Origin of the sequence: Xylophilus rhododendri (assembly GCF_009906855.1) — a bacterium.
In the GTDB taxonomy this organism is placed as follows: Bacteria; Pseudomonadota; Gammaproteobacteria; order Burkholderiales; family Burkholderiaceae_C; genus Xylophilus; species Xylophilus rhododendri.
In genome coordinates this window covers 2,234,900-2,259,066 of record NZ_CP047650.1, presented here as the reverse complement: position 1 = coordinate 2,259,066, position 24,167 = coordinate 2,234,900, and the positions used below count along the sequence as shown (strand labels likewise).

General features: G+C 69.8%; 19 protein-coding genes and 1 pseudogene. 13 read left to right on the top strand and 7 right to left on the bottom strand.

The features are described from left to right. The first annotated feature begins 30 nt into the window (after positions 1–30). The 7 genes from GT347_RS10425 to GT347_RS10395 all read left to right on the top strand — a co-directional run bounded on the left by GT347_RS10425 (position 31) and on the right by GT347_RS10395 (position 10,137). Positions 31–759: an IclR family transcriptional regulator gene (locus tag GT347_RS10425; RefSeq protein ID WP_160551887.1), complete on the top strand. Its 729-nt coding sequence runs from the start codon at positions 31–33 to the stop codon at positions 757–759. 10 nt (positions 760–769) lie between these two features. Next, on the top strand, positions 770–3,103 hold the full coding sequence (locus tag GT347_RS10420) for a molybdopterin-dependent oxidoreductase (protein WP_160551886.1): 2,334 nt from the start codon (positions 770–772) through the stop codon (positions 3,101–3,103). A 73-nt stretch (positions 3,104–3,176) separates the two neighbouring features. Beyond that, positions 3,177–5,027 carry an ABC transporter ATP-binding protein gene (locus GT347_RS10415; RefSeq protein WP_229722825.1) on the top strand — a complete coding sequence of 617 codons (1,851 nt, stop codon included), beginning with the start codon at positions 3,177–3,179 and terminating at the stop codon, positions 5,025–5,027. A gap of 38 nt (positions 5,028–5,065) precedes the next feature. Beyond that, on the top strand, positions 5,066–6,595 hold the full coding sequence (locus GT347_RS10410) for an ABC transporter substrate-binding protein (RefSeq protein ID WP_160551885.1): 1,530 nt from the start codon (positions 5,066–5,068) through the stop codon (positions 6,593–6,595). A 21-nt stretch (positions 6,596–6,616) separates the two neighbouring features. After that, a complete protein-coding gene (locus tag GT347_RS10405) occupies positions 6,617–7,540 on the top strand; it encodes an ABC transporter permease (protein ID WP_160551884.1) in 924 nt (307 codons plus the stop codon). A 9-nt stretch (positions 7,541–7,549) separates the two neighbouring features. Next, positions 7,550–8,416 (top strand): ABC transporter permease, encoded by an 867-nt coding sequence (locus tag GT347_RS10400; protein WP_160551883.1) that lies wholly within the window; start codon positions 7,550–7,552, stop codon positions 8,414–8,416. Further along, on the top strand, positions 8,413–10,137 hold the full coding sequence (locus tag GT347_RS10395) for a M14 family metallopeptidase (protein ID WP_160551882.1): 1,725 nt from the start codon (positions 8,413–8,415) through the stop codon (positions 10,135–10,137). The genes GT347_RS10400 and GT347_RS10395 overlap by 4 nt, the downstream gene beginning before the upstream one ends. Here the strand turns inward: GT347_RS10395 and GT347_RS10390 are convergent. Continuing rightward, the gene (locus GT347_RS10390) at positions 10,134–12,281 is read right to left on the bottom strand and encodes a TonB-dependent receptor (protein WP_229722824.1); all 2,148 of its coding nucleotides are present in this window, start codon (positions 12,279–12,281) and stop codon (positions 10,134–10,136) included. The genes GT347_RS10395 and GT347_RS10390 overlap by 4 nt on opposite strands. A 177-nt stretch (positions 12,282–12,458) precedes the next feature. Continuing rightward, positions 12,459–14,450, bottom strand: coding sequence for a helicase-related protein (locus tag GT347_RS10385; RefSeq protein WP_229722823.1), 1,992 nt, complete (start codon positions 14,448–14,450; stop codon positions 12,459–12,461). Between the two features lie 271 nt (positions 14,451–14,721). On the opposite strand from GT347_RS10385, the gene GT347_RS10380 reads away from it, so the two are divergent. From GT347_RS10380 to GT347_RS10365, 4 genes are all read left to right on the top strand, one after another. Continuing rightward, the gene (locus tag GT347_RS10380; protein ID WP_160551880.1) at positions 14,722–15,933 is read left to right on the top strand and encodes an aminotransferase-like domain-containing protein; all 1,212 of its coding nucleotides are present in this window, start codon (positions 14,722–14,724) and stop codon (positions 15,931–15,933) included. 11 nt (positions 15,934–15,944) lie between these two features. After that, complete coding sequence (locus GT347_RS10375) at positions 15,945–16,565, top strand: glutathione S-transferase family protein (RefSeq protein WP_160551879.1); 621 nt, start codon at positions 15,945–15,947, stop codon at positions 16,563–16,565. 4 nt (positions 16,566–16,569) lie between these two features. Continuing rightward, positions 16,570–17,433 (top strand): PhzF family phenazine biosynthesis protein, encoded by an 864-nt coding sequence (locus tag GT347_RS10370; RefSeq protein ID WP_160551878.1) that lies wholly within the window; start codon positions 16,570–16,572, stop codon positions 17,431–17,433. An 88-nt stretch (positions 17,434–17,521) separates the two neighbouring features. Continuing rightward, the gene (locus GT347_RS10365; protein ID WP_326830401.1) at positions 17,522–18,943 is read left to right on the top strand and encodes an aminotransferase-like domain-containing protein; all 1,422 of its coding nucleotides are present in this window, start codon (positions 17,522–17,524) and stop codon (positions 18,941–18,943) included. 25 nt (positions 18,944–18,968) lie between these two features. Here GT347_RS10365 and GT347_RS10360 read toward each other — a convergent pair whose 3' ends face one another. The 5 genes and pseudogenes from GT347_RS10360 to GT347_RS10340 form a co-directional block, all read right to left on the bottom strand. Beyond that, positions 18,969–19,163, bottom strand: coding sequence for a PIN domain-containing protein (locus GT347_RS10360; protein WP_160551877.1), 195 nt, complete (start codon positions 19,161–19,163; stop codon positions 18,969–18,971). 29 nt (positions 19,164–19,192) lie between these two features. Beyond that, on the bottom strand, positions 19,193–19,489 hold the full coding sequence (locus GT347_RS10355) for a hypothetical protein (protein WP_160551876.1): 297 nt from the start codon (positions 19,487–19,489) through the stop codon (positions 19,193–19,195). Between the two features lie 93 nt (positions 19,490–19,582). Continuing rightward, positions 19,583–20,993: pseudogene (locus GT347_RS10350) on the bottom strand (MFS transporter). A 47-nt stretch (positions 20,994–21,040) separates the two neighbouring features. Then, positions 21,041–21,679 (bottom strand): DedA family protein, encoded by a 639-nt coding sequence (locus GT347_RS10345; protein ID WP_160551875.1) that lies wholly within the window; start codon positions 21,677–21,679, stop codon positions 21,041–21,043. Between the two features lie 27 nt (positions 21,680–21,706). Continuing rightward, on the bottom strand, positions 21,707–22,159 hold the full coding sequence (locus tag GT347_RS10340; protein ID WP_160551874.1) for a hypothetical protein: 453 nt from the start codon (positions 22,157–22,159) through the stop codon (positions 21,707–21,709). 195 nt (positions 22,160–22,354) lie between these two features. On the opposite strand from GT347_RS10340, the gene GT347_RS10335 reads away from it, so the two are divergent. Together GT347_RS10335 and GT347_RS10330 are read left to right on the top strand one after the other, a co-directional pair. Continuing rightward, positions 22,355–23,260, top strand: coding sequence for a LysR family transcriptional regulator (locus tag GT347_RS10335; RefSeq protein WP_160551873.1), 906 nt, complete (start codon positions 22,355–22,357; stop codon positions 23,258–23,260). A gap of 9 nt (positions 23,261–23,269) precedes the next feature. Continuing rightward, positions 23,270–24,118 (top strand): creatininase family protein, encoded by an 849-nt coding sequence (locus GT347_RS10330; protein ID WP_160551872.1) that lies wholly within the window; start codon positions 23,270–23,272, stop codon positions 24,116–24,118. The last annotated feature ends 49 nt before the right edge of the window (positions 24,119–24,167 follow it).

Sequence of the window (24,167 nt, the reverse complement as noted above, 5' to 3'; positions counted from 1 at the left end):
CGCCACCGTAGCGAACTCCCCCCGATCGATATGGATACCGCCACCCCCAACCCCGCCGCCGCCAAGACCAGGCCCGTGGACGCGGCGCTGCGCGCGCTGAAGATCCTCAAGGTCTTCAACCACCGCGCGCCCGAACTCACCCTCAGCGAGATCAGCGTGCTCACCGGCATGGTCAAGAGCACCACGCTGCGCATGCTGCTGTCGCTGATCGAGGAGGGCTTCGTCACCGTCAACGCCAGCAAGCGCTACATGCTCGGCCCCGAGGTCTACCGCCTGGGCTGCTGCTATGCCGACAGCTTCGACCTGGAGTCGCGCATCCGGCCGCGCATGAAGGCGCTGGTCAAGGATTCGGACGAATGCGTCTCCTTCTTCCAGCGCCTGGGCAGCCAGCGCATGTGCCTGTTCCGCGAGAACAGCCTGCAGGTGCTGCGCGAGCATGTGGCCGAGGGCGACACCGTGGCGCTGGACCGCGGCGCCGCCGGCCGGGTGCTGATCGACTTCGAGAAGACCAACCCGCTGGAGTCGGGCAGCCACCAGCAGCGCGCCACGCTGCCCTACATCTCGCATGGCGAGCGCAATTCCGAGATCGGCGGCCTGGCCGCGCCGGTGTTCTCCAACAACAAGGGCCTGATCGGCGCCCTGGCCATCTCCGGCCCGGTCGCGCGGCTCACGCCCGAACGCATCGAGCGGCTGCGCCCGCTGATCTACGCGACGGCGGCGGAGCTGTCCTCGCTGCTCGGCTCCCGCTTCTACGTCTAGACCCCCAGCCATGAGCGACGCCACCGACAAGCGACCCGTCTACACCGCCTCCCACTGGGGCCTGTACGAGGTGCACGAACCCCACACGGAGCGCACCCGCATCGGCCCTTATGCGGGAGACCCGGATCCCTCGCCGATCGGCTACTTCCAGAACCATCCGACCACCGAGGCCCTGCGCGTGCGCAAGCCGGCAGTGCGCCGCGGCTGGCTGCAGGCGCGCGAAGGCGGCCCGGCCGTGCCGCGCGGCCAGGACGAGTACGTGGAAGTGGAATGGGACGAGGCCCTGGCCCTGGTGGCCGGCGAGCTGCGCCGGGTGCGCGAGGCGCATGGCAACCAGGCCATCTTCGGCGGCTCCTACGGCTGGGCCAGCGCCGGGCGCTTCCACCATGCGCAGAGCCAGATCCACCGCTTCCTCAACTGCTGGGGCGGTTATGTGCGCCACATGGATTCCTACAGCCTGGGCGCGGCGCGCTCGCTGATGCCCTACCTGGTGGCGCCCATGGACCACCTGATGCACTCGCATACCGACTGGGAGACCCTGGCGCAGCACACGAAGATCTTCCTGTCCTTCGGCGGCGTGCCGGCCAAGAACGCCCAGGTGGCGGTCGGCGGCACGGCCGGCCACCAGGTGCGCGGCGGGCTGCAGAAGATGCAGCAGGCCGGCGTGCGTTTCATCAACGTCAGCCCCACGCGGGACGACCTCGCCACCGGCGGCGAGATCGAATGGTGGCCGATACGCCCCAACACCGACACCGCCCTGCTGCTGGCCCTGGCCCACACCCTGCGGGTACGCGGCCTGCACGACAGCGCCTTCCTGCAGAGCCACTGCACCGGCTTCGAGGTCTTCGAGGCCTACCTCCTCGGCGAGACCGACGGCCAGCCCAAGACGCCGGCATGGGCGGCGGCCATCACCGGCCTGCCCGCGGCCGACATCGAGCAGCTGGCCCTGGACCTGGCCGGCAACCGCTCCATGATCAACATGGCCTGGGCGCTGCAGCGCGCCCATCATGGCGAGCAACCCTACTGGGCGCTGCTGAGCGTGGCCGCCATGCTGGGCCAGATCGGCCTGCCCGGCGGCGGCTTCGCCTGCTGCTACGGCGCCGAGAACATGATGGGCAGCCGCCACCGGCGCATCTTCGGCCCCACCTTCGACCAGAAGAAGAATCCGGTGGCCGACTTCATCCCCGTGGCCCGCATCGCCGACATGCTGCTGCAGCCCGGCGAAAGCTTCACCTACCACGGCGTGACCCACCGCTACCAGGACATCCGCCTGGTCTACTGGGCCGGCGGCAATCCCTTCCACCACCACCAGGACCTGGCGCGGCTGGTGCAGGCCTGGCAGAAGCCCGAGACCATCGTCGTGCACGAGCAGTACTGGACGCCGGCCGCCAGGATGGCCGACATCGTGCTGCCCGCCACCACCACCCTGGAGCGCGAGGACATCTTCTACGCCGCCCGCGAGCCGGTGATCGCCGCCATGAAAAGCGTGCAGCCGCCGGCCGGCCAGGCGCGCGACGACTACGCCATCTTCGCGGAGCTGTCGCGCCTGCTGGGCATCGAGGATGGCTTCACCGAAGGGCTGGACGCCCGCGGCTGGCTGGAACGGCTCTACGGCGAGTGGCGGGCCAAACTGGCCGAGCGCACCGATGTCGCCCTGCCGCCCTTCGAGGACTTCTGGCGCGAGGGCCTGGTGCCGCTGCCGCAGACCGGCGAGCCGGTGGTGCTGCTGGAGGAATTCCGCCGAGATCCGGTGAAGCACCCGCTGCACACGGCTTCCGGCCGCATCGAGATCTTCTGCAGGACCATCGCCGACTTCGGCCTGGCCGACTGCCCCGGCTACGCCTGCTGGCGCGAACCACACGAATGGCTGGGCAGCCCGGTGGCGCAACGCTTCCCGCTGCACCTCATCTCCGACCAGCCGCGCAACAAGCTGCACAGCCAGCTCGACCACAGCCCGCACAGCCGCGCCGACAAGATCGGGGGCCGCGAGCCGGTCTACCTGAATCCGTCCGACGCCCAGGCGCGCGGCATCGTCCGCGGCGACCTGGTGCGGCTGTTCAACACGCGCGGCGCCTGCCTGGCCGCGGCCGTGCCCTCGGCCGACATCCGCCAGGGCGTGGTGCGGCTGTCCACCGGCGCCTGGTTCGATCCGGCGCCGGATGCGGCCGGCGCGCCGGTGCTGGACAAGCACGGCAATCCCAATGTGCTGACGGCCGACATCCCGTCCTCCTCCTTCTCGCAGGGCTGCAGCGCCCATACCTGCCTGGTGCAGCTCGAACGCTTCACGGGCGTGGCGCCGGACGTCACCGCCTACCGGCAGCCGGCGGGAACCACGACGGCATAGGGACTTGCCCGGTGCCGCTGCTGGCCCGGGCCTTGCATGCTTCGGCCGGCTGCAGCTACCGAAGTGCTTTTCCTTGCCCACCGCTCCTGATTTCCCCGCCCCGCTGCTCTCCGTCCAGGGCCTGTCCGTCGAATTCGATACCCCGCAGGGCGTGTTCCGCGCCGTCGATGGCCTGAGCTTCGACGTGGCGCCCGGGCGCACCCTGGCCATCGTCGGCGAGTCCGGCTCCGGCAAGTCGGTCACCTCCATGGCCATCCTGCGGCTGACCGACTTCGCGCGCGGCCGCATCGCCGAGGGCTCGATGCGGTTCCGGCCGCGCGAGGGTGGCGAGATCGATCTGGCGAAAGCCACCGAATCCACCATGCTCGGCATCCGCGGCAACGAGATCGCCATGATCTTCCAGGAGCCGATGACCTCGCTGAACCCGGTGTTCACCGTGGGCCACCAGATCACCGAGGCGCTGGTGCTGCACCAGGGCCTGCGCTCGGCCGAGGCGCGCAAGCAGGCCCTGGCGCTGCTCCAGAAGGTGCGGCTGGCCGATGCCGAACGGCTGCTCGATGCCTATCCGCACCAGCTCTCGGGCGGCATGCGCCAGAGGGTGATGATCGCCATGGCCCTGTCCTGCAAGCCGGCACTGCTGATCGCCGACGAGCCGACCACGGCGCTGGACGTGACCATCCAGGCGCAGATCCTCAACACCATCCGGGAGCTGCAGCGCGACACCGGCACCGCCGTCATCTTCATCACCCACGACATGGGCGTGGTCGCCGAGATGGCCGACGACGTGGTGGTGATGTGGCGCGGCCGCAAGGTGGAACAGGGCACGGTCGAGCAGATCTTCAACGCGCCCCAGCACCCCTACACCCAGACCCTGCTGGCCGCCGTGCCGCGCCTGGGCAGCCTGCGCGGCCTGCCGCTGCCGCAACGCGAGCCCCTGGCGGTGCTGGAAGACGGCGTGCGCCGCCTGGTCGGCACCACGCAGGTGCAGGACACGGCGCGCTACGAGGCGCCGCTGCTGCAGGTCGACCGGCTCACCACCCGCTTCGACGTGAAGCGCGACCTGCTCGGCCGCGTCACCCACCGGGTGCATGCGGTGGAAAGCGTGAGCCTGGACATCTACCCGGGCGAGACGCTGGCGCTGGTCGGCGAATCGGGCAGCGGCAAGTCCACCATCGGCAAGACGCTGCAGCAGCTGGTGGCGCCCACCTCGGGCAGCATCCGCTTCGACGGGCGGGAACTCTCCTCGCTGGATGCCGCCGGGCGGCTGCAGCTGCGCCAGGACATCCAGTACATCTTCCAGGACCCTTACGCCTCGCTGGACCCGCGCAAGACGGTGGGCTTTTCCATCGCCGAGCCGATCCGCACCCACCGCCTGCTCGACGGCGAGCGCGCCATCGAACAGCGCGTGGCCGAGCTGCTGGAAAGCGTGGGCCTGAAGCCCGAGCACGCCCGGCGCTATCCCCACGAGTTCTCCGGCGGCCAGCGCCAGCGGGTGTGCATCGCCCGCGCGCTGGGCTGCAACCCGCGGCTCATCATCGCGGACGAGTCGGTGTCGGCGCTGGACGTCTCCATCCAGGCGCAGATCATCGACCTGCTGATGCAGCTGCAGGCCGAGCGCGGCCTGTCCTATCTGTTCATCACCCACGACATGGCGGTGGTCGAGAAGATCAGCCACCGCGTGGCGGTGATGTACCTGGGCCAGATCGTCGAGATGGGCACCCGCCAGGCGGTGTTCGAGTCGCCCGCCCATGCCTATACCAGGAAGCTGCTGGCGGCGGTGCCGGTGGCCGAGCCCGGCCGGCAGAAGAACCTGGCGCTGATCGAGGGCGAGATCCCGAGCCCGATGCGGCGCGTCGGCGACGAGCCCGAGTTGCTGCGGCTGGTCGATGTCGGCACCGGCCACCGGGCCGCCGTCGGCGCCTGAACCCCTTTTTTTTCCTTTTCATCCCACAGGAGACTCCCATGCGGACCTTCCAGAAAACCATGATTTCGGCCAGCCTCGCCATCGCCGCGCTGGCCAGCCCCCTGGCCATGACGAACGCCCGGGCGGCCGGCACCCTCACCGTGGCCCTGCACCAGGACCCGGGCAACTGGGACCCGATCGCCACCTTCCTCGTGGCCTGGGGCGCGGTCGGCGGCCAGGTGTTCGACGGCCTGATCATGCGCACGCCCGACATGAAGCTGGTGCCCGGCCTGGCCACCAAATGGGAGTTCCTGGACAAGAACAGCAAGATCCGCTTCACCCTGCGGCCGAACGTCAAGTTCCACAACGGCGAGCCCTTCGATGCCGAGGCGGTGAAGTTCACCTTCGACCGCCTGCTGGGCGACGAAGGCAAGAAGGGCCCGCAGCAGTCCAACTACGCGGCCATCGACAAGGTGGTCGTCGTCAACCCGCTGACGGTGGACATGTACCTGAAGTCGCCCGACCCGGTGCTGCTGACCAAGCTCGCCGGCTACGGCGCCATGATCGTGCCGCCCAAGTACATCAAGGAAAAGGGCAGCGAGTACTTCGGCATGAACCCGGTCGGCACCGGCCCCTTCAAGTTCACCGAATACAAACCGAAGGTCAGCCTGAGCTTCGCCCGCAATCCCGACTACTGGGGCGGCGCGCCCAAGGTCGACAGCCTGGTCTACCGCTTCATCGCCGAGCCGGCCACCCAGGCCGCCGAGCTGCAGGCCGGCCGGGTGGACGTGGCCAACCAGGTGCCGCTGGCCATGCTGGAGACGCTGAAGAAGGACCCCAAGCTGGCGGTGGTCAGCATGGACGGCCCGGTCGCCCTGGCCCTGCGCTACAACACCTCGCGCGGCATCATGAAGGACCGCGAGGTGCGCAAGGCGCTCATCATGGCGGTGGACCGCGACGCCATCATCAAGACCATCCTGCTCGGCCAGGCCAAGCCCATCGCCAGCTTCCAGGGCGAACTCTCCTTCGGCTACGACCCGGCGCTGAAACCCCTGCCCTTCAACCCGGCGCAGGCCAAGGCCATGCTGGCCAAGGCGGGGGTGAAGCCCGGCACCCAGGTGCAGCTGGACTTCCGCGGCCCGGACAGCAATTTCCGCGAGGTCTCCCAGGCCGTGGCGGCCTACCTGCAGGGCGTGGGCATCCAGGTCTCGCTCAAGCCCTACGAGACCAATGTGCTGCTCAACGACATCATCCCCAACGGCAAGACCGGCGAGATGTGGCAGAACCAGTGGGGCGGCTGGACCTTCGACTACGACAACACCGCGTATTCGATGTACTACACCAAGCAGCGCTGGAACCCCTTCGACGACGACGCCAAGCTCAACGCCCTGCTGCACACCCAGCGCAACAGCTGGGACCAGGCCGAGCGCCAGAAGACCCTGCGCGAGATCGGCCGCTACGTGGCCGACCAGGCGCTGGAGATGCCGCTCTACAGCCTGAACACCGTCTACGGCGTGAACAAGCGCGCCAGGAACCTGGCGCTGCCGGCCGACGGGCGTTTCCGCTTCGTCGAAGCCACCGTCGAATAAGGCCGGGGGCGTCGCCAGCACATGACCGGTTTTCTCATCAAGCGTTTCCTGCAGGCCGTGTTCGTGGTGCTGGTGGTGACGCTCTTCGTCTCCTATGCGGTGCGCCTGTCGGGCGACCCGGCCATCATGCTGGCGCAGGGCGCCGGCAGCGTGACCGAGCAGGACCTGCAGAACATCCGCACCGGCCTGGGCCTGGACCGGCCCTTCCCGGTGCAGTACGCCGAGTTCGTCAAGGGCATGCTGGTGGGCGACTTCGGCCGCAGCTTCCTGGGCGGCACGCCGGTGTCGCGGCTGATCGGCGATGCGCTGCCGGCCACGCTCTCGCTGGCCGGCGCCTCGCTGCTGCTGTCGCTGCTGATCTCGATCCCGCTGGGCATCCAGGCGGCGGTGCACCAGGGCGGGCCCATCGACCAGGCGATCCGCATCGGCTCGCTGGTGGGGCTGTCCTTTCCCAACTTCTGGCTGGCGATCATGCTGGTGCTGCTGCTGTCGATCGCCTTCCCGGTCTTCCCGCCCTCGGGCTGGGACGGACCCATCAGCCTGGTGCTGCCCACGCTCACCATGGCCATCATCTTCTCGGCCACCAACATCCGGCTGGTGCGCACGGCGATGCTGGAGACGCTGTCGGCCCAGTACATCATGGTGGCGCGCGCCAAGGGCTTGAAGAACAGCGTGGTGCTCTACCAGCATGCGCTGCGCAACTGCGCCATCCCGCTCATCACCTACATCGGCCTGCAGTTCGGCAAGATGATCGGCGGCCTGGTGGTGGTGGAGAAGGTGTTCAACTGGCCCGGCATGGGCACGCTGGCCTTCGATGCGATCTCTGCGCGCGACTATCCGGTGCTGCAGGGCTCGGTCACCGTGCTGGCGCTGCTGGTGGTGCTGGCCAACCTGCTGGTGGACGTGGCCTACGGCATCGTCGATCCGCGTATCCGCAACAGCTAAAAGAGCCCCATGTCGTCTGTCGTTTCTCCCCCGGTGCCGCGCGCTGTGCGCTGGCGCCATCTGCGCTCGCTGGAATTCGTCGTGGGTGTGCTGCTGACCGGCGCCATGGTGGCGCTGGCGCTGCTGTCGCCGCTGATCTTTCCGGACCAGGGCACCCGCATGGACCTGGCCGCGCGCCTGCTGCCGCCGCTGGCCCAGTGGGCGCACCCGATGGGCACCGACCCGCTGGGCCGCGACGTGCTGGAGCGGGTGCTGCTGGGCGGGCGCATCTCGCTCTTCGTGGGCTTTGTTTCGGTGGCGGGCTCGGTGCTCCTGGGCGTGGCGGTCGGCCTGGTGGCCGGCTACTGGCGCGGCTTCTGGGACATGTTCCTGATGCGCTGCGTGGACGTGCAACTGGCCCTGCCCTTCATCCTGATCGCGCTGACCTTCATCTCCATCCTCGGCGGCGGGCTGGGCAACATCATCCTGTTCATGATCCTGTCGCAGTGGGTGCAGTACGCACGGCTGGTGCGCGGGCTGGTGCTGTCTCTGCGCGAGCGCGAATTCGTGCTGGCGGCCCGCTCCTTCGGCGTGCGCGACCTGCTGATGCTGCGCCACCACATCGTGCCGCATGTGCTGGGGCCGGTGGTGATCCTGATGACCCTCAACGTGGCCGAGAACATCCTGCTGGAGAGCAGCCTGACCTTCCTGGGCCTGGGCGTGGACCCGCAGATCCCTACCTGGGGCGGCATGCTGGCCGATGGCCGCACCTACCTGCAGACCGCCTGGTGGGTGAGTGTGATTCCCGGCCTGGCGATCATGCTGACGGTGCTGGGCCTGAACCTGCTGGGCGACTGGCTGCGCGACCGGCTCGATCCTTTGGGGAGGCCGTCATGACGGTATTGCTGGACCTGACGATGGCCCGCACGCTGGACGTGTGGGTGGATGAATTGCTGGCGCGGCCGCGCTCCGATGGGGTGGTCGAAGCCTGGCTGTTCGAAGGCACGGCCGCGCGGCGTGCGGCCGAGGCTCGGCTGGCTGAAGCGGGCATCGAGGCGCGCTTCTTCAGCGCCTACAAGCCGCTGGTCTTCCATTTCCTGGAACAGGTGGAGATGCAGGGGCTGCGGCGCGTGAAGGTGGCCTATCCCCTGCATGCGTCGGCACCGGCGAGGCGGTTTTCGCTGGAGGCCTATCCGCTGGCCGACCTGCTGGCCGACATCGCATTCGAGCTGCTGCCGCAGGCGGCGCCGAGCGATCAGCTCTTCTATGAAGTCGAACTGGAATGGCAGGACGGCAGCCGCAGGCAGGACCGCGTCTTCGCGCCCAACCGGGTGCACCGCGATGCCATCGGCGAGACCCAACTCTCGCCCACCGCCTGGCTCGACGGCCAGGCGCGCGACTGCGATTACGCCCAGGTCTTCGAACGCGCCATGACCTGCGTGATGCAGTTCCCCTGGCCCGCGACGGAACCGTATTTCGAACGCCTGGACCTGCGCATCGACATGCCCGGCATCCACCATGCCCCCGTGCAGGAAACCGGCTGGATCGACAGCCACGAAGCCCTGCACGAGGACCTGTATTTCTCCTTGCTGGAAGTCTTCCAGCAACGCAGCGGCCGGCCCACTGGCGACCGCCGGCTGCAGCCCGGCCAGATCGTGCCGGACGTGCGCGGCAGCGAAGACGGATCGGTCCGGCTGCGGGTGGCGGCAGTGCCCTATCCCGTGCCGGAGCCCGAGCCCGATGTGGACGACGGCACGCCCCTCGAAGCCACCGCCGCCGCGCTGCCGGCCGGCCGCGTGGCGAGTCTTCTCGCCGCCTTCGAAGGCGAACGTTTCGAGGCCACCAGCCGGCAGGGCAGGGCGGTGCGCGGCGTCTACCGCAGGGGCAGCGCCACGCCGGTGCTGATCAGCGGCGGCCAGCATGCCAACGAGACATCGGGCGTGGTCGGCGCCCTGCGTGCCGCGCAGGTGCTGGCCGCACAGCCCGGCAGCCACTTCGCCCTGATCCCCCTGGAGAACCCCGACGGCTATGCCCTGCAGCGCGAGCTGTGCCGGCAAGGCCCGCGCCACATGCAGCATGCCGCGCGCTACACCGCCATGGGCGACGACCTGGAATACCGCGACCAGCCGCCTTTCTACGAACGCGAGGCGCGCCACCAGGCGCTGGCACTGTCCGGCGCGCCGCTGCACATCAATCTGCACGGCTATCCGGCGCATGAATGGACCCGGCCGCTCAGCGGCTACATCCCGCGCGGCTTCGATTTGTGGACGGTGCCCAAGGGCTTCTTCCTGGTGGTACGCCACCACGCGGGCTGGGGCGAACGGGCACGCGCGCTGACCGAGGCCGTCTGCCTGGCGCTCACCGAGGTGCCCGGCCTGCCGGCCTTCAACGAGCGCCAGCGCGCCGCCTACCGCACGCATGCGGGTGAACTCGGCTTCGAGATCATCCACGGCACGGCCTGCACCGTCAGCGAGGTGAACCGGCCCGGCGCGCCGATCACGCTGGTGACCGAGTTCCCGGACGAGACGGTCTACGGCGAGCCCTTCCGCCTGGCCCATGAAACACAAACGGCGACCGTATTGGCCGCCGTCCGGGCTTTGCAGGACCTAAAGCTTTAGAAGTCGATCGCGGCCGACAGCATCAGCGTGCGCGGGGCGCCCACGGTCACGTAGCCGCTGGCGACCACCCAGTAGCCCTTGTCGGCCACGTTCTCCAGGTTGGCGCGGAACACCACCTTCTTGCCTGCGATGTTGGTCGCGTAGCGCGCGCCCAGGTCCACGCGGGTCCAGGAAGGCATCTTCAGCAGGTTGGCCGAGTCGTAGTACATCGACGAGGTGTTGATCACCCGGCCGTTCAGGCTCAGGCCCGGCACCCAGGGGGTGTCCCAGTCCAGGCCCACGTTGTAGGTGCTGTCCGGAACGCCCGGTGCGTCCTTGCCCTGGTTGGTGCCGCCGGCGGTGCGGGTGAGCTTGGCGTCGAGAAAGGTGGCGCTGGCCATCAGGCGCAGGCCGCGCTGCACTTCGCCGTAGGCGGTCAGCTCCAGGCCGCGGTTGCGCTGTTCGCCGCCGAAGGTGTAGATGTTGTTCTCGGTGATGGCGCTGGGCTTCTTCAGTTCGAAGACGGCGGCCTGGGTGATCAGCGTGCCCCAGTCCTTCTTGATGCCGATCTCGTTCTGCTTGGACTTCTGCGGCGCGAAAACCTGGCCCTGGTTGGTGAGGCCCGCGCCGGCCACGCCGCCCGCGGTCAGGCCGGCGGTGTGGTTGAAGTAGACCGAGGTGTTGCGGTCGGCCTTCCACACCAGGCCGACCAGCGGCGTGATGCTGTCGGCCTTGTAGGGCGTGGAGCCGTTGACGCTCTTCTGGTTGATGGTCTGCTGGCGCAGGCCGATCGTGGCCAGCACGCGGTTATCCCAGAAGGACAGGGTGTCGGCCAGGGCGACGCTGTACTGCTCCAGGTCCGCGCTCTTGGTCGGCGTGCCGCGCGCGAAGTCGATCGCCGGCAGCGGCGCCGGGTTGTAGATGTTGGAGGCGACGGCGGTGCTGGTCAGCTGGTAGAAGTAGCCGGTCTCGCGCTGCATGCTGTTGGCGGCCAGCACCACGGTGTGGCCGACGCTGCCGGTGTCGAACTTGGTGCGGATGCCCGCATCGGCCGAGGTGGTCTTGTTGTACTCGTCGTAGTAGCCGTTGCGCACGGTGAAGTTGCCGGCCGAGTTGATGCGCTGCGCCGCGGTCGGGAAGTTCTGCTCGCTGGTGGTGTCGCTGTAGCCGATGCTGCCGTAGACGGTGGTGCGATCGTTGAGGTCGTATTCGGCGCGGGTGATGACGGTCTTGGCCTTGTCGTTCAGCACGGCGCCGGGATAGAAGCTGGTGCGGTTGTCGGGCACGGCCGGCACCTGGGTGATGCCTGCCAGGAAGGCGCCCTGGGGACGGAAACCGACGGTCTTGCCTTCGCTGTAGAGCAGGTCGACCGAGGCGCGCAGCCGCGCGCCGGCATAGTCCAGGCCCAGCGAGCCCAGGCCCACGCGCTGGCGGCCGCCGTCGATATTGCCTTCGCCGTTGCGCCACACGCCGTTGGCGCGGATGCCCCACTGGTTGTCCTCGCCGAAGCGCCGGCCCACGTCGAGGTGGGTACCGAACTGGGCCTTGCCCATGTAGGTGGTGGTCAGGCGGGTCAGCGGGATGTCGCTGGCGCGCTTGGTCACCACATTGATGCTGCCGCCCACGCTGCCGTTGGGGCCTACGCCGTTGGTCAGCGAGCCGGGGCCCTTCAACACTTCCACGCGCTCGATCATCTCCAGCGGCATGCGGGTGGCCGGGGACAGGCCGTACAGGCCGTTCATGGAGACGTCGCGCGAGCCCACGGAATAGCCGCGGATCTGGTAGTCGTCGCCGTAGCCGCCGCGTGCCTGCAGGGTGCGCACCGAGGCGTCGTTCATCACCACGTCGGAGACGGTCAGGCCCTGCTGGTTCTCGATCAGCTCCGAGGTGTAGTTGGTGGTGCTGAAGGGCACGTTCATCAGGTCGGTCTTGCCCAGGATGCCCAGGTCGCCGCCGCGCGCCAGCTGGCCGCCCGAGTAGGTCTTCTGCAGCCCGCCGATGGCCTCCGCCTGTTCGGACACATTGGTGTCCTTCAGCTGGATCTTCGTATCGACGGTCTGGGCGCCAGCGCCGGCGGCCGCGGCCAGCATGCCGAAACCGACGATCTGGCGGGCCAGCGTGGCGATGGGCGTGCGGACGAACTGGGCAGGGGAAGTGCGATTCATGAGATGCGGAGGAGAGAAAGGCGGACAGCGCGCCGGAGCGCACGACGACATGAGTACTAACGTCAACAGCTAATACGAACAGTTCGCATTATATGTTTTCGACTGTCACATGTCGTTGCGTTCAGCCCACATTCAGCTTTCTCCGCACCGAACGCCGCCGCGCGGCGGCGTTCCCCCTCAGCGCTTCAGGGCCGGAATGCCCGGTTTGCGGTGCTGCTTGCCGCCCCGGTTCTGGCGCTTGAGCAGGCCGTTGACGAAGGCCGAGGCCTCCACCGCCATCTCCACCGCCGCCTGCCCCTCGGGGAAGAGCAGCGGCATGCGGTAGGACAGCCAGGCGTAGGCCGAGTAGATGCGGCAGGCATCCTCGGCGTCCTGCAGCGAGGAGCGGCCTTCGCGCAGGCCCAGGGCCTGGATGCGCGAGGGCAGCTTCTTTTCCACCGCCCGCGCCCAGCTCCACAGCAGTTCCTGGAACTTGGGGATGCGGGTGGCCAGCGGCACCAGGGAGAACAGGAAACGCTCTTCCAGCGACATCTTCATGCCGTCCAGCCAGCGGGCGCGGTCGGACTGCTCGGTCAGCGAGGTGGGCACGAAGAACACGTCGTTCACGTCGATGTTGCGGCGGAACAGGGCCAGCAGTTCCAGCAGGCGGGTCTCGCCGGTCACCCGCGAGATCTGGCTCAGGTGCTCCAGCGAAGGCGCCACGTAGAAACCGGTGCGCGGCACCGGCTCCAGCGGCGCGGCCAGCAGCTTGCGGATCGACTTGTGCACCGGCCCGCCCAGGCCCAGCACGGTGCCGGTTTCCGCCAGGCCGAAACGGCCGGCGCGGCCGCCGATCTGCTGCACCAGCCAGGCGGGGATGGGGCCGTCCTCGGTGCCGTCGTACTTGGTGGCGGTGGTGAAGACCACACGCGCGATCGGCAGGTTCAGGCCCATGCCGATGGCGTCGGTGGCCACGACGACCTGCGCCTGGCCGGCGCGGAAGGCCTCGGCCTGCGCCTGGCGCACTTCGGGCGAGAGGTTGCCGTAAATGGTCGCCACCGAGAAACCGGCCTGCGAGACCTGCTCGGCCAGCTGCAGCACCTCGCGGCGCGAGAAGGCGATCACCGCGTCGCCGGTTTGCAGCTGGCGCAGCGATTCGAGCGGCTTCTCGCCCATGGCGAGCTTGGATTTGCGCTGCAGCTCGTGCACCTCGCATTCGCAGCCCAGGCGCTTGGCCAGGGATTCGATGGCGGCGCGGGTGGCGGCCGAGCCGACCAGGTAGACGGTCTGGGCCGGCACGCCGCAGACGGCGGCGGTCCAGGCGGCGCCGCGGTCGGCATCGCCCAGCATCTGGATCTCGTCGATCACGGCCACTTCCACCGGCGTCTGCACGTCGACCATCTCGACGGTGCTGGCCACGTGGGTGGCGCCTTCCTGCACCCGGCGTTCCTCGCCGGTGATCAGGCTGACCGGTACACCCAGGGCGCGCAGGCGTTCGTAGTTTTCCAGGGCCAGCAGGCGCAGCGGGGCCAGGTACACGCCGGACTTGGCCTTCTGCAGCGCCACCATGGCCTCGTGCGTCTTGCCCGAATTGGTGGGGCCGAGCAGGGCGATGATCTTGCGCCGCATGCCGGCGGCGGTCTTGAAGGTCTCGGGGAACTGCGCCAGGTTGATCGACTCGCGGGTGCGGTCGGCGGCATGCGTGGCCTTGCGCTGCACGGCGGCGGCGTCGATGCGGTCGAGTGCCAGCTGGAAGGCGATCTCGGCCCGCTCGCGCGGACGCAGCAGGGCGTCCCAGCAGTAGGCGCCGGTCTCCACGCCGGCGGCGGAGGCGCGGCGCAGCGCGTTCATCACGAAGCCGGTAACCTCGCGTTCGAAGTCGGCGGCGCTGCGTTCGTGCAAGCGCGAGGCCAGCAGGGCCACCTGGCGGTGCGGCGCCAGCTTCACCCAGCGGCCGAGCTGCGAGAGCACGCCCTCGGCGGGGATCAGCGAATACTCGACCCGGTGCCCGTCGACGGTGACCTCGCCCTTGACGCTGAAGGCCACCGCGTTCTCGGTCTTGACCAGCGTGGCCTGGCTGCGCGCCAGCAGCGCGTTGAGTTCACGGACCTGTTCGGCCAGCGCTTCGGCGCTGGGCTGTTCGGAGTGGGCTTGAGCTTGGATTGGGTCTTGGGACGAGTCGGAGATCACGAGGGCGGACAGGGTAGGGGCGGGCTCGCAGGTCGCGGGCTGGCGGGTGTGGACGGCCGCGCGCGGCGCGCAGGGCAGGGCGTTAATGTGACACGCGCGGCGCTTTCCCGTGCGGATAGCCCCGTGTGCCCACGGGCCGGCAGATACAGATCGTCCGTTTGTGACGACAACTGTACTGGTACTGTGATGGTCGCTCCCCTTAAAGTAGACCCCCTGCCGCGTCCGGCCCCTTCCGCTGCCGGCGCACCCCGTATCTCTGTAGGATTTCCCGATGACCTGGACCCTGGCGGCACGCACCCGCAAGATGACGTCTTCCGCGATCCGCGACCTGCTCAAACTCACCGAGCGGCCCGGCATCATCAGCTTCGCCGGCGGCCTTCCCTCGCCCGCCGCCTTCCCGGTCGAGGCCTTCGCCGCCGCCTGCGACAAGGTGCTCACCGCCGCCGATGCCCGCAGCTCGCTGCAGTACGCCACCACCGAGGGCCTGCCGGCGCTGCGCGAAGCGGTCGCCGCCTCGCTGCCCTGGAAGGTCGATCCGGCCAATGTGCTGATCACCACCGGCTCGCAGCAGGGCCTGGATCTGGCGGCCAAGGTGCTGATCGATCCGGGCAGCAGGATCCTGGTGGAGACGCCCACCTACCTCGGCGCCCTGCAGGCCTTCCAGCCGATGGAGCCGACCGTGGTCGGCGTGGCCAGCGACGAGTCCGGCGCCCTGCCCGACGACCTGAAGGCCAAGGCCGAGGGAGCGCGTTTCTTCTACGCCCTGCCCAACTTCCAGAACCCCACCGGCCGCACCATGGACGAGGCCCGCCGCGTGGCCGTGTCCGAAGCCGCCCGCCAGTCCGGCGTGCCCATCCTGGAAGACAACCCCTACGGCGAACTCTGGTTCGATGCGCCGCCGCCCGCGCCGCTCACCTCGCGCGATCCCGAGAACACGATCTACATGGGATCCTTCTCCAAGGTGCTGGCGCCCGGCCTGCGCCTGGGTTTCCTGGTGGCGCCCACCGAGATCCACCACCGTCTCGTGATGGCCAAGCAGGCCGCCGACCTGCACAGCCCCAGCTTCAACCAGCGGGTGGTGGCCGAGGTGCTGAAGGACGGTTTCCTGGACCGCCACGTGCCCACCATCCGCGCCCTGTACAAGGGCCAGCGCGACGCCATGCTGGCCGCGCTCGACCGCGACATGTCCGGCCTGGGCGTCAGCTGGAACCGCCCGGCGGGCGGCATGTTCCTGTGGGTGCGGCTGCCGGCCGGCCTGTCGGCCGCCGCGCTGCTGCCGCGCGCCGTGGAAAAGGGCGTGGCCTTCGTGCCCGGCGAGCCCTTCTACGCCGGCCAGCCCGACGACCGCACCCTGCGCCTGTCCTTCGTGACCGCCAGCCGCGAGCAGATCGCCACCGGCGTGGCCGCGCTCGCCGCCGCCGTGCGCGAGGCGATCGCCGAACTGCCCGCCGCCCAGCGCGACGCCGCGCTGGCCGTGGCCTGAGGGACACGACGATGCTGCATGTCTGGGGACGCATCTCCTCGATCAATGTGCGCAAGGTGGTCTGGACCGTGCAGGAGCTGGAACAGACCATGCAGCGCACCGACGCCGGCGGCCAGTTCGGCCTGGTGCGCGAGGACGACTACCTGCGCCGCAATCCCAACGGCCTGGTGCCGCTGCTGGAAGACGGCGATGTGCGCCTGTGGGAATCCAACGTCATCGTGCGCTACCTCTGCGCCCGCTACGCCCCGGGCCGCCTCTATCCGGAAGCCCTGCCCGCGCGCTTCGACGCCGAGCGCTGGATGGACTGGCAGCAGACCACGATGAACCCGGCCGGCCGCGGCGCCTTCTGGCAGATCGTGCGCACGCCGGCCGAGCAGCGCAGCGAGGCGGTCATCGCCGCCTCCATCGCCGCCATGGAGCCGCTGCTCGACGTGCTGGACCAGCACCTGGCTGGCCAGCCCTATATGAGCGGCGACAGCTTCACCATGGCCGACATTCCCGTGGCCTGCGATGTGCACCGCTGGTACGCGCTGCCGATCGAGCGGCGCGGCTGGCCGCATGTGGAGCGCTGGTTCAAGCTGCTGGCCGAGCGGCCCAGCGCGCGCGGCGTGCTGGATTTCCCGCTGAGCTGAGCGCATGGAACCGGCCGCCGCCCCGCGCCTGCGCGGTTTCCGCCAGGTCGATGTCTTCACCGACCGCGCCGGCTGGGGCAACCCGCTGGCCGTGGTGCTGGACGGCAGCGGGCTCGACGACGCGGCCATGCAGCGTTTCGCGGCCTGGACCAACCTCTCCGAAACCACCTTCGTGCTGCCGCCCACGCGGCCGGACTGCGACTACCGCGTTCGCATCTTCACCCCCGGCGGCGAGTTGCCCTTCGCCGGCCATCCCACCCTCGGCAGCTGCCACGCCTGGCTGGCCAACGGCGGCCAGCCGCGCGATCCGCAAGTGATCGTGCAGGAGTGCGGCGCCGGCCCGGTGCGCATCCGCCGCGGCGCCGACGGCCGCCTGGCCTTCGCCGCGCCCGCCTGCCGCCGCAGCGCGCCGGCCCCCTCGCTGCTGGCCCAGGTGGCGCGTGCCCTGGGACTGCAGCCGCAGGAGATCCGTGCGGCCCAGTTGCTGGACAACGGCCCGGTCTGGCTCGGCCTGCTGCTCGACAGCCGCAGCACCGTGCTGGCGCTGGAGCCCGACCATGCCCGGCTGCGCCAGCTTGGCACCAAGGTCGGCGTGGCGCATCTGCCGGACGATCCGTCCGCCGAAGCCCTCACGGTGCGCGCCTTCGCCGCACCCATCGGCGTGAACGAGGACCCGGTCACCGGCAGCCTCAACGCCAGCCTGGCGCAATGGCTGATCGGCGACGGCCTGGCGCCTGCGCAATACATCGCCAGCCAGGGCGAATGCCTGGGCCGCGCCGGCCGGGTGCATGTGGCGCGGGACGAGGCCGAGCAGGTCTGGATCGGCGGCGACGTGGCCGACTGCATCGCCGGCCAGGCCTGGCTGTAGCTTTCGCGCCGCACCGGACATCTGCGCCAAGCGCCCGGCGCGGGCGGGCGGCTTGCACCGACAGTGGGATTTTGGATGGAGCACCACCATGCTGTCGCACCCGATCCTGACCCAGCTCGCCCGCATGCATCCTGAATGGGCCGCCGCCATCGGCACGCTGCTGTCCCATCCAGGCCGCGGCGCATCGCACCGCGCCGGCCCGGAGGACGATGGCGCTCTCGCGCCCGCCCGACTGCCGCGGCGTGCCTCGCTGACGCCCTCCGAGCAGAAGGCCTGCTTCGACCAGGCCAGCGCGGCGGCCAGGACCGTGCGGCAGGCCCCGGTCATCGCCCTGGCGGAGCGCAACGACGGCATGACCTCGTCGGCGATCCGCGACCTGCTCAAGGTCATCAGCCAGTTGGGCGTCATCAGCCTGGCCGGCGGCCTGCCCGCGCCGGAAGGCTTTCCGATTGACGCCCTGCTCGCCGCCTGCGAGCGGGTGCTGCGTTCACCCGATGCACGCACGGCCCTGCAGTACAGCCCCAGCGAAGGCCTGCCGGCCTTGCGCCGCTGGGTCGCCGAGTCGCTGCCCTGGCCGGTGCATGAAGACCAGGTGCTCATCACCACGGGTTCCCAGCAGGCGCTGGACCTGGTGGCCAAGGCGCTGATCGACAAGGGCAGCGTCGTCCTGGTCGGCTCGCCGAGCTACCTGGGCGCGCAGCAGGTCTTCACGACCATGCAGGCCAAAATGGTCAGCGTGGCCTGCGATGCCGACGGCATGCTGCCCGAGGACCTGGCAGCCAAGGCGGCCGGCGCGCGTTTCCTCTACCTCCAGCCGAACTACGAGAACCCCACCGGCACCTGCATGAGCGCGGAGCGCCGCGAGGCCATCGGCCAGGTCGCGGCCCGGCTGGGGCTGGTCATCCTGGAGGACAACCCCTACGGCGATCTCTGGTACCGACAGCCGCCACCCGCGCCGCTGGCCGCGAAGCTGCCGGAGAACACGATCTACACCGGTTCCTTCTCCAAGATCCTGGCGCCCGGCATGCGCCTGGGCTACCTGGTCGCGCCGATGAAGCTCTACCAGACCCTGGTCAAGTTCAAGCAGGCCGCCGACCTGCACAGCGCCAGTTTCAACCAGCATGTGGTGCTGGAGGTGCTGCGCGACGGTTTCCTCGACCGCCACCTGCCGGCCATTCGCGAGCTCTACCAACGCAAGCGCAACGCCATGCTGGCCGCGCTCGACCGCCACATGCGCGGGCTGGGCGCGAGCTGGAACCGCCCGAGCGGCGGCATGTTCATCTGGCTGCGCCTGCCCGAGGGCCTGTCGGCCACCGCACTGCTGCCGCGCGCCGTGGAAAAGGGCGTGGCCTATGTGCCCGGCACGCCCTTCTTCGCCGGCGATGCGGACGAACGCGCGCTGCGGCTGTCCTATGTGACCGCCACCGAAGCGCAGATCGATGCCGGCATCGCCCTGCTCGCCAAGGTGGTGCAGGAGGCGCTGGAGGCCTTGCCGACGGAGGCGCGTTAGGCACGGCGCACGTTTCGCGCCGGATTCAGGGAATGAAAGCTTCCAACTGCAATTCATCGATCGCACCGAAGTGCTTGATGTTGGCTGTGACCAGAGGGAAACCGTGTTCTACGGCCGTGGCGCCGATCAAGGCATCGGCCAGGCGCATGCCGTGCGAAAGCGCAAGCGCATCGACCGGTGCGGCGGCACGTTGCGAGATCGCCGGGGTGATATGCAGCACTTCGGTCTGCTTCGCCGCCAGCCCTTTCTTCAGCCGGGCCCATTCGGACTTGTCGCGGCACCCCTGTACCAGTCCTCGCCAGTTCCACCGGTAAAGCGTGGGGCGCGGCTGGACCGAATGTAGGCCGCCACGTCCCCCATGTCTTCGCGGTCACGCCACATGCCGAAAAGTGGGTCGTCGGCAAGCTCGGGGCCACTCTGGATATCAGAGGTGGGTTCGGCCTCGATGCGCACCGTCACCCGGTCATCCGCCACCGACCGCAGGCGGTCGCGCCATGCCTGCGGCAGTTCGGCCACCAGTACATGCTCGATCACGATCGCGTTCATCGGATTTCCTTCCTGGCTTTCTGCTTCGAATGCGAATGGGCCAGGGTATCGAGTCGGCCGTTCCCTGGCAACGTGGGTGCGTGGAATTGTGCTTCAGCCCTGTCCCGAAATCTCCTCCAGCGGCTTGCGCTCCGCATCCACCCCCAGCGCCAGGCCATCAGCCCGGCGGCGATCACCATGGCGGCGCCCAGCGCATAGCCGCCGGCCACGGCCGCGCGGCTGCCGCTCTCGATCAGCAGGCCGAAGATCCACGGCGCGGCGAAGCCGCCCGCGCCGGTGCCCACCGCGTAGAACAGCGAGATCGCCAGCGCCCGCATGCGCAGCGGGAACACCTCGCTGACCGTCAGATAGGCCGAGCTGGCCGCCGCCGAGGCCAGGAAGAACACCGCCGACCAGGCCAGGGCCTGCGTCAGCGCGTTCAAATAACCTTCCATGAAGGCCCAGCCGGTCAGCGCCAGGCCGATGCCCGACAGGCCGTAGCTCAGCCCGATCATGCGGCGCCGGCCCCAGCTGTCGAAGAGCGGTCCCAGCAGCAGCGGGCCCAGCACATTGCCGAGCGCGAAGGGGAAGATGTAGAGGGCGACACGCTCCTCGGCCACATGGTGGAAACGCGTCAGCACCAGCGAGTAGGTGAAGAAGATGGCGTTGTAGAAGAAGGCCTGCGACACCATCAAGGCCATGGCCACCACGCTGCGGCGCCGAAAGCGCTGCAGCAGCACGGTGGCGACCTCGCGCAGGCTGGTGCTGCCGGACTGGGGGGCGGTCCCGGCGCTGTACACCGGCGGCAGCGGCCCATGCTGGGCGATGACCCGGGCCTCGATGCCGTCCATGATGCGCAGCGCCTCCTCGCCGCGGCCGTGGGCGGCCAGCCAGCGCGGGCTCTCCGGCACATCGCGCCGCACCAGCAGCACCGCCACGGCCAGCAGCGCGCCCAGCGCGAAACCGATGCGCCAGCCGATTACCGGGCCCAGCACCCGCGGATCGAGCAGCACCAGCGACAGCCCCGCCCCAGCGCCGCGCCCAGCCAGAAGCTGCCGTTGATCGCCAGGTTGACCCGGCCGCGCACCCGCGCCGGTATCAGCTCGTCGATGGCCGAATTGATCGCCGCGTATTCGCCGCCGATGCCCAGGCCGGTGAGGAAGCGGCAGGCCGCGAAGAAGGCGAAGCCGGGCGAGAGCGAGGTCGCCAGCGTGGCGGCGGTGTAGACCAGCAGCGTGGCGATGAAGAGCCGCTTGCGCCCCAGCCGGTCGGCCAGGCGTCCGAAGAGCAGGGCGCCGACCACCGCGCCGGCGATGTAGAGCGAGCCCGAGGCGCCGATCTGCGCGGCCGTCAGGCCCAGGGTGTCGGGTCGCTGCAGCACGGCGCCGATGGAGCCGACCAGGGTCACCTCCAGGCCGTCCAGCACCCAGGCCACGCCCAGGGCGATCACCACCCGCCAATGCCAGTGCGACCAGGGCAGGCGGTCCAGGCGGGCGGGGATGTGGGCGGTGGCGGCATCGGTCATGCCGCGGATTCTGGCCGGCGGCCCGCGCCGTCCGTGTCAGCAAATCCTCATTGCGCCATCGCGTTGTGCGGCATGGCGCGGCGGCGCCGGCTCCAGCCCCAGGCCAGCGCGCCGGCCACGGCCAGGGCGGCGATGGCGCTGCCGATGGTGGTGCCGTCGAGGCCCGACAGCCACAGCATCAGCCGCTCGACCTCCTTGCCGAAGACCGCGCCCAGGGCCATGAAGACCAGCGTCCACACCAGCGCGGCGATCGATTCGGCGACGACGAAGCGGCGCAGCGACATGCCCATGGCGCCGGCCATCGGCGGCGCGACGGCCGACACGCCCGGCACGAACTTGGCGGCCAGCAGCGAGGCGGCGCCCCAGCGGCGCATGGTGCGGGCGCCGCGCTGGCGGCATTCGCCGTCCTGCGACTGGCGGCGGCACAGCAGGCGCAGCACCCGGTCGCCATGGCGGCGGCCGGCCCAGAACCAGGCGCCGTCGCCCAGCAGCTGGGCCAGCACCGACAGGGCCACCAGCATCAGCAGGCAGGGGCCCGACAGGTGGCCCGAGGCGGCCAGCGCACCGGTGGCCATCATGAGCGCGGCGGCCGGCAGGGGCAGGCCGATGCGCGCCGCCGCGGTCACGCCCAGCACCAGCAGCGGGCCGTGCTGCAGGAGGAGGGCGGGCAGGGAGGCGGCGGTCATGATGGGTTTCCGTTCAGTGCAGGGGGTTCAGAGGACGCGGCCGGCGCGCTGGGGCAGGGCGCGGCTGCCGTAGCTTTCGCCGACCTGCGCTTCGATGCGGCCGTCGCGCAGCGCCTGCACGGTGGCGGCGCGCACTTCGGCGCGGCTCAGGCTGCTGGCGGCCAGCGGCACCCGGGCGCCGTAGCTGTCGCCGAGCTGGGCTTCGATCTCGCCGCTGGCCACGGCACGTTCGGCCACGGCACGCACATCGGCGCGGCTGATGTTGCTGGTGCCCAGCAGCGGACGGGCCTGGGTGTCCAGGCCGTACTGCGCGGCCACCGAGCCGAGCGAGCCGTCGCCCTGGGCGGCGAGCACGTCGGCGCGGGCCTGGGTGCGGGTGGCGTCCTGGGCGAAGGCCGGCGTGGCGGCGACCGAGCCCAGCAGGGCGAGGGCGGCGGCGGCGAAAGCGTTGCGGGCGTAGAGGGTGCGGTTGGCGTTCATGGTGTATTCCTTTGGAGCGATGCGTCGGTATCGGGTTCGTCTTACCGTCCTGGTGGGCGGTATCGCAGGGGCATTGCGATGCGATGGATGAACTGTAGGGATTGCCGCCCGCCGGATAAATCACCTGAACTGAATAAGATCGTCAACGATCCGGCGACAATCGAATCCACTGTTGTCGTCGCCAACACCGAATCCATGGACGCTCTCGACGACATGCGCATCCTCGTGGCCACGGTCGATGCCGGCGGCTTCACCCCGGCCTCGCAGCGCCTGGGACTCTCCAAGCAATTCGTCAGCCGGCGCGTCGGCGCGCTGGAAGAGCGCCTGGGCGCGCGGCTGCTGCAGCGCACCACCCGGCGGCTCAGCGTCACCGAGCTGGGCCGCGCCTATTACGAGCGGGCGGTGAAGATCATCGAAGACGTGGACGAGGTCGAGAACCTGGTCGGCAACCAGGTCGGGCCGCCGCGCGGCACCTTGCGCATCTCCGCGCCCATGTCCTTCGGCACCCTGCACCTGGCGCCGGTGCTGGCGCGCTTCCTGGTGGAGCAGCCGTGCATGGGGGTGGAGGTGGTGCTCAACGACCGCATGGTCGACATCGTGGGCGAGGGCTTCGACATGGCGATCCGCATCGGCGTGCTGGCCGATTCCTCGCTGGTGGCGCGGGCCGTCGGCCGCACCCAGCTGATCGCCTGCTGCAGTCCGGGCTACATCGCGCGGCATGGCGCGCCGGCCACGCCACGCGAGCTGTCGGCCCATGCCTGCCTGCTCTACGGCCACAGCCGCAGCGTGGACTGGCCTTTCCAGGTGGACGGCAAGCCCTGCGACGTGGCCGTCACCGGCCGGCTGCTGGCCAACAACGGCGAGCTGGCCCTGGCAGCGGCCCGGCAGGACCTGGGCATCGCCCTGCTGCCCGGCTTCATCGTCGGCGATGCGCTGGACAGCGGCGCGCTGGTGCCGGTGCTGCAGGACTTCGCCCGGCCGCCCATCGTGGTCCATGCGGTGTATCCGCAGCACCGCCAGGCCTCGCGCGGGGTGCAGGTTTTCGTCGAACTGCTGGCGCGGGCCTTCGCGGGCGCGGAGTGGCAGCTGTCCGGCCGATAACATAGGCCCATGACCGCCGCCCCGCCCCCCAGCCTGCCCAGCCGCTACTGGGCCGAGCTGCGCACCACCGACTTCGACCGCCTGGCCCAGAATGGGACGCTGTCCCGCACCTTGGCGGTGCTGCCGGTGGCCGCCACCGAGCAGCACGGCCCGCACCTGCCGCTGGGCGTGGATACGAATCTGCTCGAAGGCGTGCTGTCGGCCGCGCTGCAACTGCTGCCCGCCGGCCTGCCGGTGCTGGTGCTGCCGACCCAGGCGGTGGGTTTCAGCCCGGAGCACACCGGTTTCGCCGGCACCCTGAGTTTTTCCGCCGAAACCCTGATCCGCATCTGGACCGAGATCGGCGAGGCGGTGGCCCGCACCGGCGTGCGCCAGCTGCTGCTGCTCAACGGCCATGGCGGCCAGGTCGGTCTGCTCGATGTGGTCGGGCGCGACCTGCGCAGCCGGCTCGGCCTCACGGTCTGGTCGAGCAGCTGGTTCTCCCTGCCCCAGCCGCCCGAGGTGGCGGCACTGTTCCCGCCGCAGGAACACCGCTACGGCATCCATGCCGGCGACAGCGAGACCTCGATGATGCTGGCCCTGCATCCCGAACAGGTGGACATGGCCCAGGCCCGCCACTTCGCCTCGGCCTCCGAGGCGCGCGCGGGCCAGTACCGCTTGTTGGGCGACGGCCGCAGCGCCAAGCTGTCCTGGGCGATGGAGGACTACAACCCCGCCGGCGCCGTGGGCAATGCGGCGGCCGCGACGGCCGACAAGGGCCGGGCGCTGATCGATGCGGCGGCCTCGCAGCTGGCCTTGCTGATGGGCGAGATCTGCAGCGCGGCGCAGGCCGGCCCGCCCGCCCAGCCCGGTCGGTAAAAGTAACAGTCGTTGCGCGGACCGGTCTGGAAGCGATTCCGGCATACCC

What these genes read in the sequence shown, in the direction of transcription:
- GT347_RS10425 (WP_160551887.1), top strand. Translation starts at nt 31, where the DNA reads ATGGATACCGCCACCCCCAACCCCGCCGCCGCCAAGACCAGGCCCGTG.
- GT347_RS10420 (WP_160551886.1), top strand. Translation starts at nt 770, where the DNA reads ATGAGCGACGCCACCGACAAGCGACCCGTCTACACCGCCTCCCACTGG.
- GT347_RS10410 (WP_160551885.1), top strand. Translation starts at nt 5,066, where the DNA reads ATGCGGACCTTCCAGAAAACCATGATTTCGGCCAGCCTCGCCATCGCC.
- GT347_RS10405 (WP_160551884.1), top strand. Translation starts at nt 6,617, where the DNA reads ATGACCGGTTTTCTCATCAAGCGTTTCCTGCAGGCCGTGTTCGTGGTG.
- GT347_RS10400 (WP_160551883.1), top strand. Translation starts at nt 7,550, where the DNA reads ATGTCGTCTGTCGTTTCTCCCCCGGTGCCGCGCGCTGTGCGCTGGCGC.
- GT347_RS10395 (WP_160551882.1), top strand. Translation starts at nt 8,413, where the DNA reads ATGACGGTATTGCTGGACCTGACGATGGCCCGCACGCTGGACGTGTGG.
- GT347_RS10390 (WP_229722824.1), bottom strand. Translation starts at nt 12,281, where the DNA reads ATGAATCGCACTTCCCCTGCCCAGTTCGTCCGCACGCCCATCGCCACG.
- GT347_RS10380 (WP_160551880.1), top strand. Translation starts at nt 14,722, where the DNA reads ATGACCTGGACCCTGGCGGCACGCACCCGCAAGATGACGTCTTCCGCG.
- GT347_RS10375 (WP_160551879.1), top strand. Translation starts at nt 15,945, where the DNA reads ATGCTGCATGTCTGGGGACGCATCTCCTCGATCAATGTGCGCAAGGTG.
- GT347_RS10370 (WP_160551878.1), top strand. Translation starts at nt 16,570, where the DNA reads ATGGAACCGGCCGCCGCCCCGCGCCTGCGCGGTTTCCGCCAGGTCGAT.
- GT347_RS10365 (WP_326830401.1), top strand. Translation starts at nt 17,522, where the DNA reads ATGCTGTCGCACCCGATCCTGACCCAGCTCGCCCGCATGCATCCTGAA.
- GT347_RS10355 (WP_160551876.1), bottom strand. Translation starts at nt 19,489, where the DNA reads ATGAACGCGATCGTGATCGAGCATGTACTGGTGGCCGAACTGCCGCAG.
- GT347_RS10345 (WP_160551875.1), bottom strand. Translation starts at nt 21,679, where the DNA reads ATGACCGCCGCCTCCCTGCCCGCCCTCCTCCTGCAGCACGGCCCGCTG.
- GT347_RS10340 (WP_160551874.1), bottom strand. Translation starts at nt 22,159, where the DNA reads ATGAACGCCAACCGCACCCTCTACGCCCGCAACGCTTTCGCCGCCGCC.
- GT347_RS10335 (WP_160551873.1), top strand. Translation starts at nt 22,355, where the DNA reads ATGGACGCTCTCGACGACATGCGCATCCTCGTGGCCACGGTCGATGCC.
- GT347_RS10330 (WP_160551872.1), top strand. Translation starts at nt 23,270, where the DNA reads ATGACCGCCGCCCCGCCCCCCAGCCTGCCCAGCCGCTACTGGGCCGAG.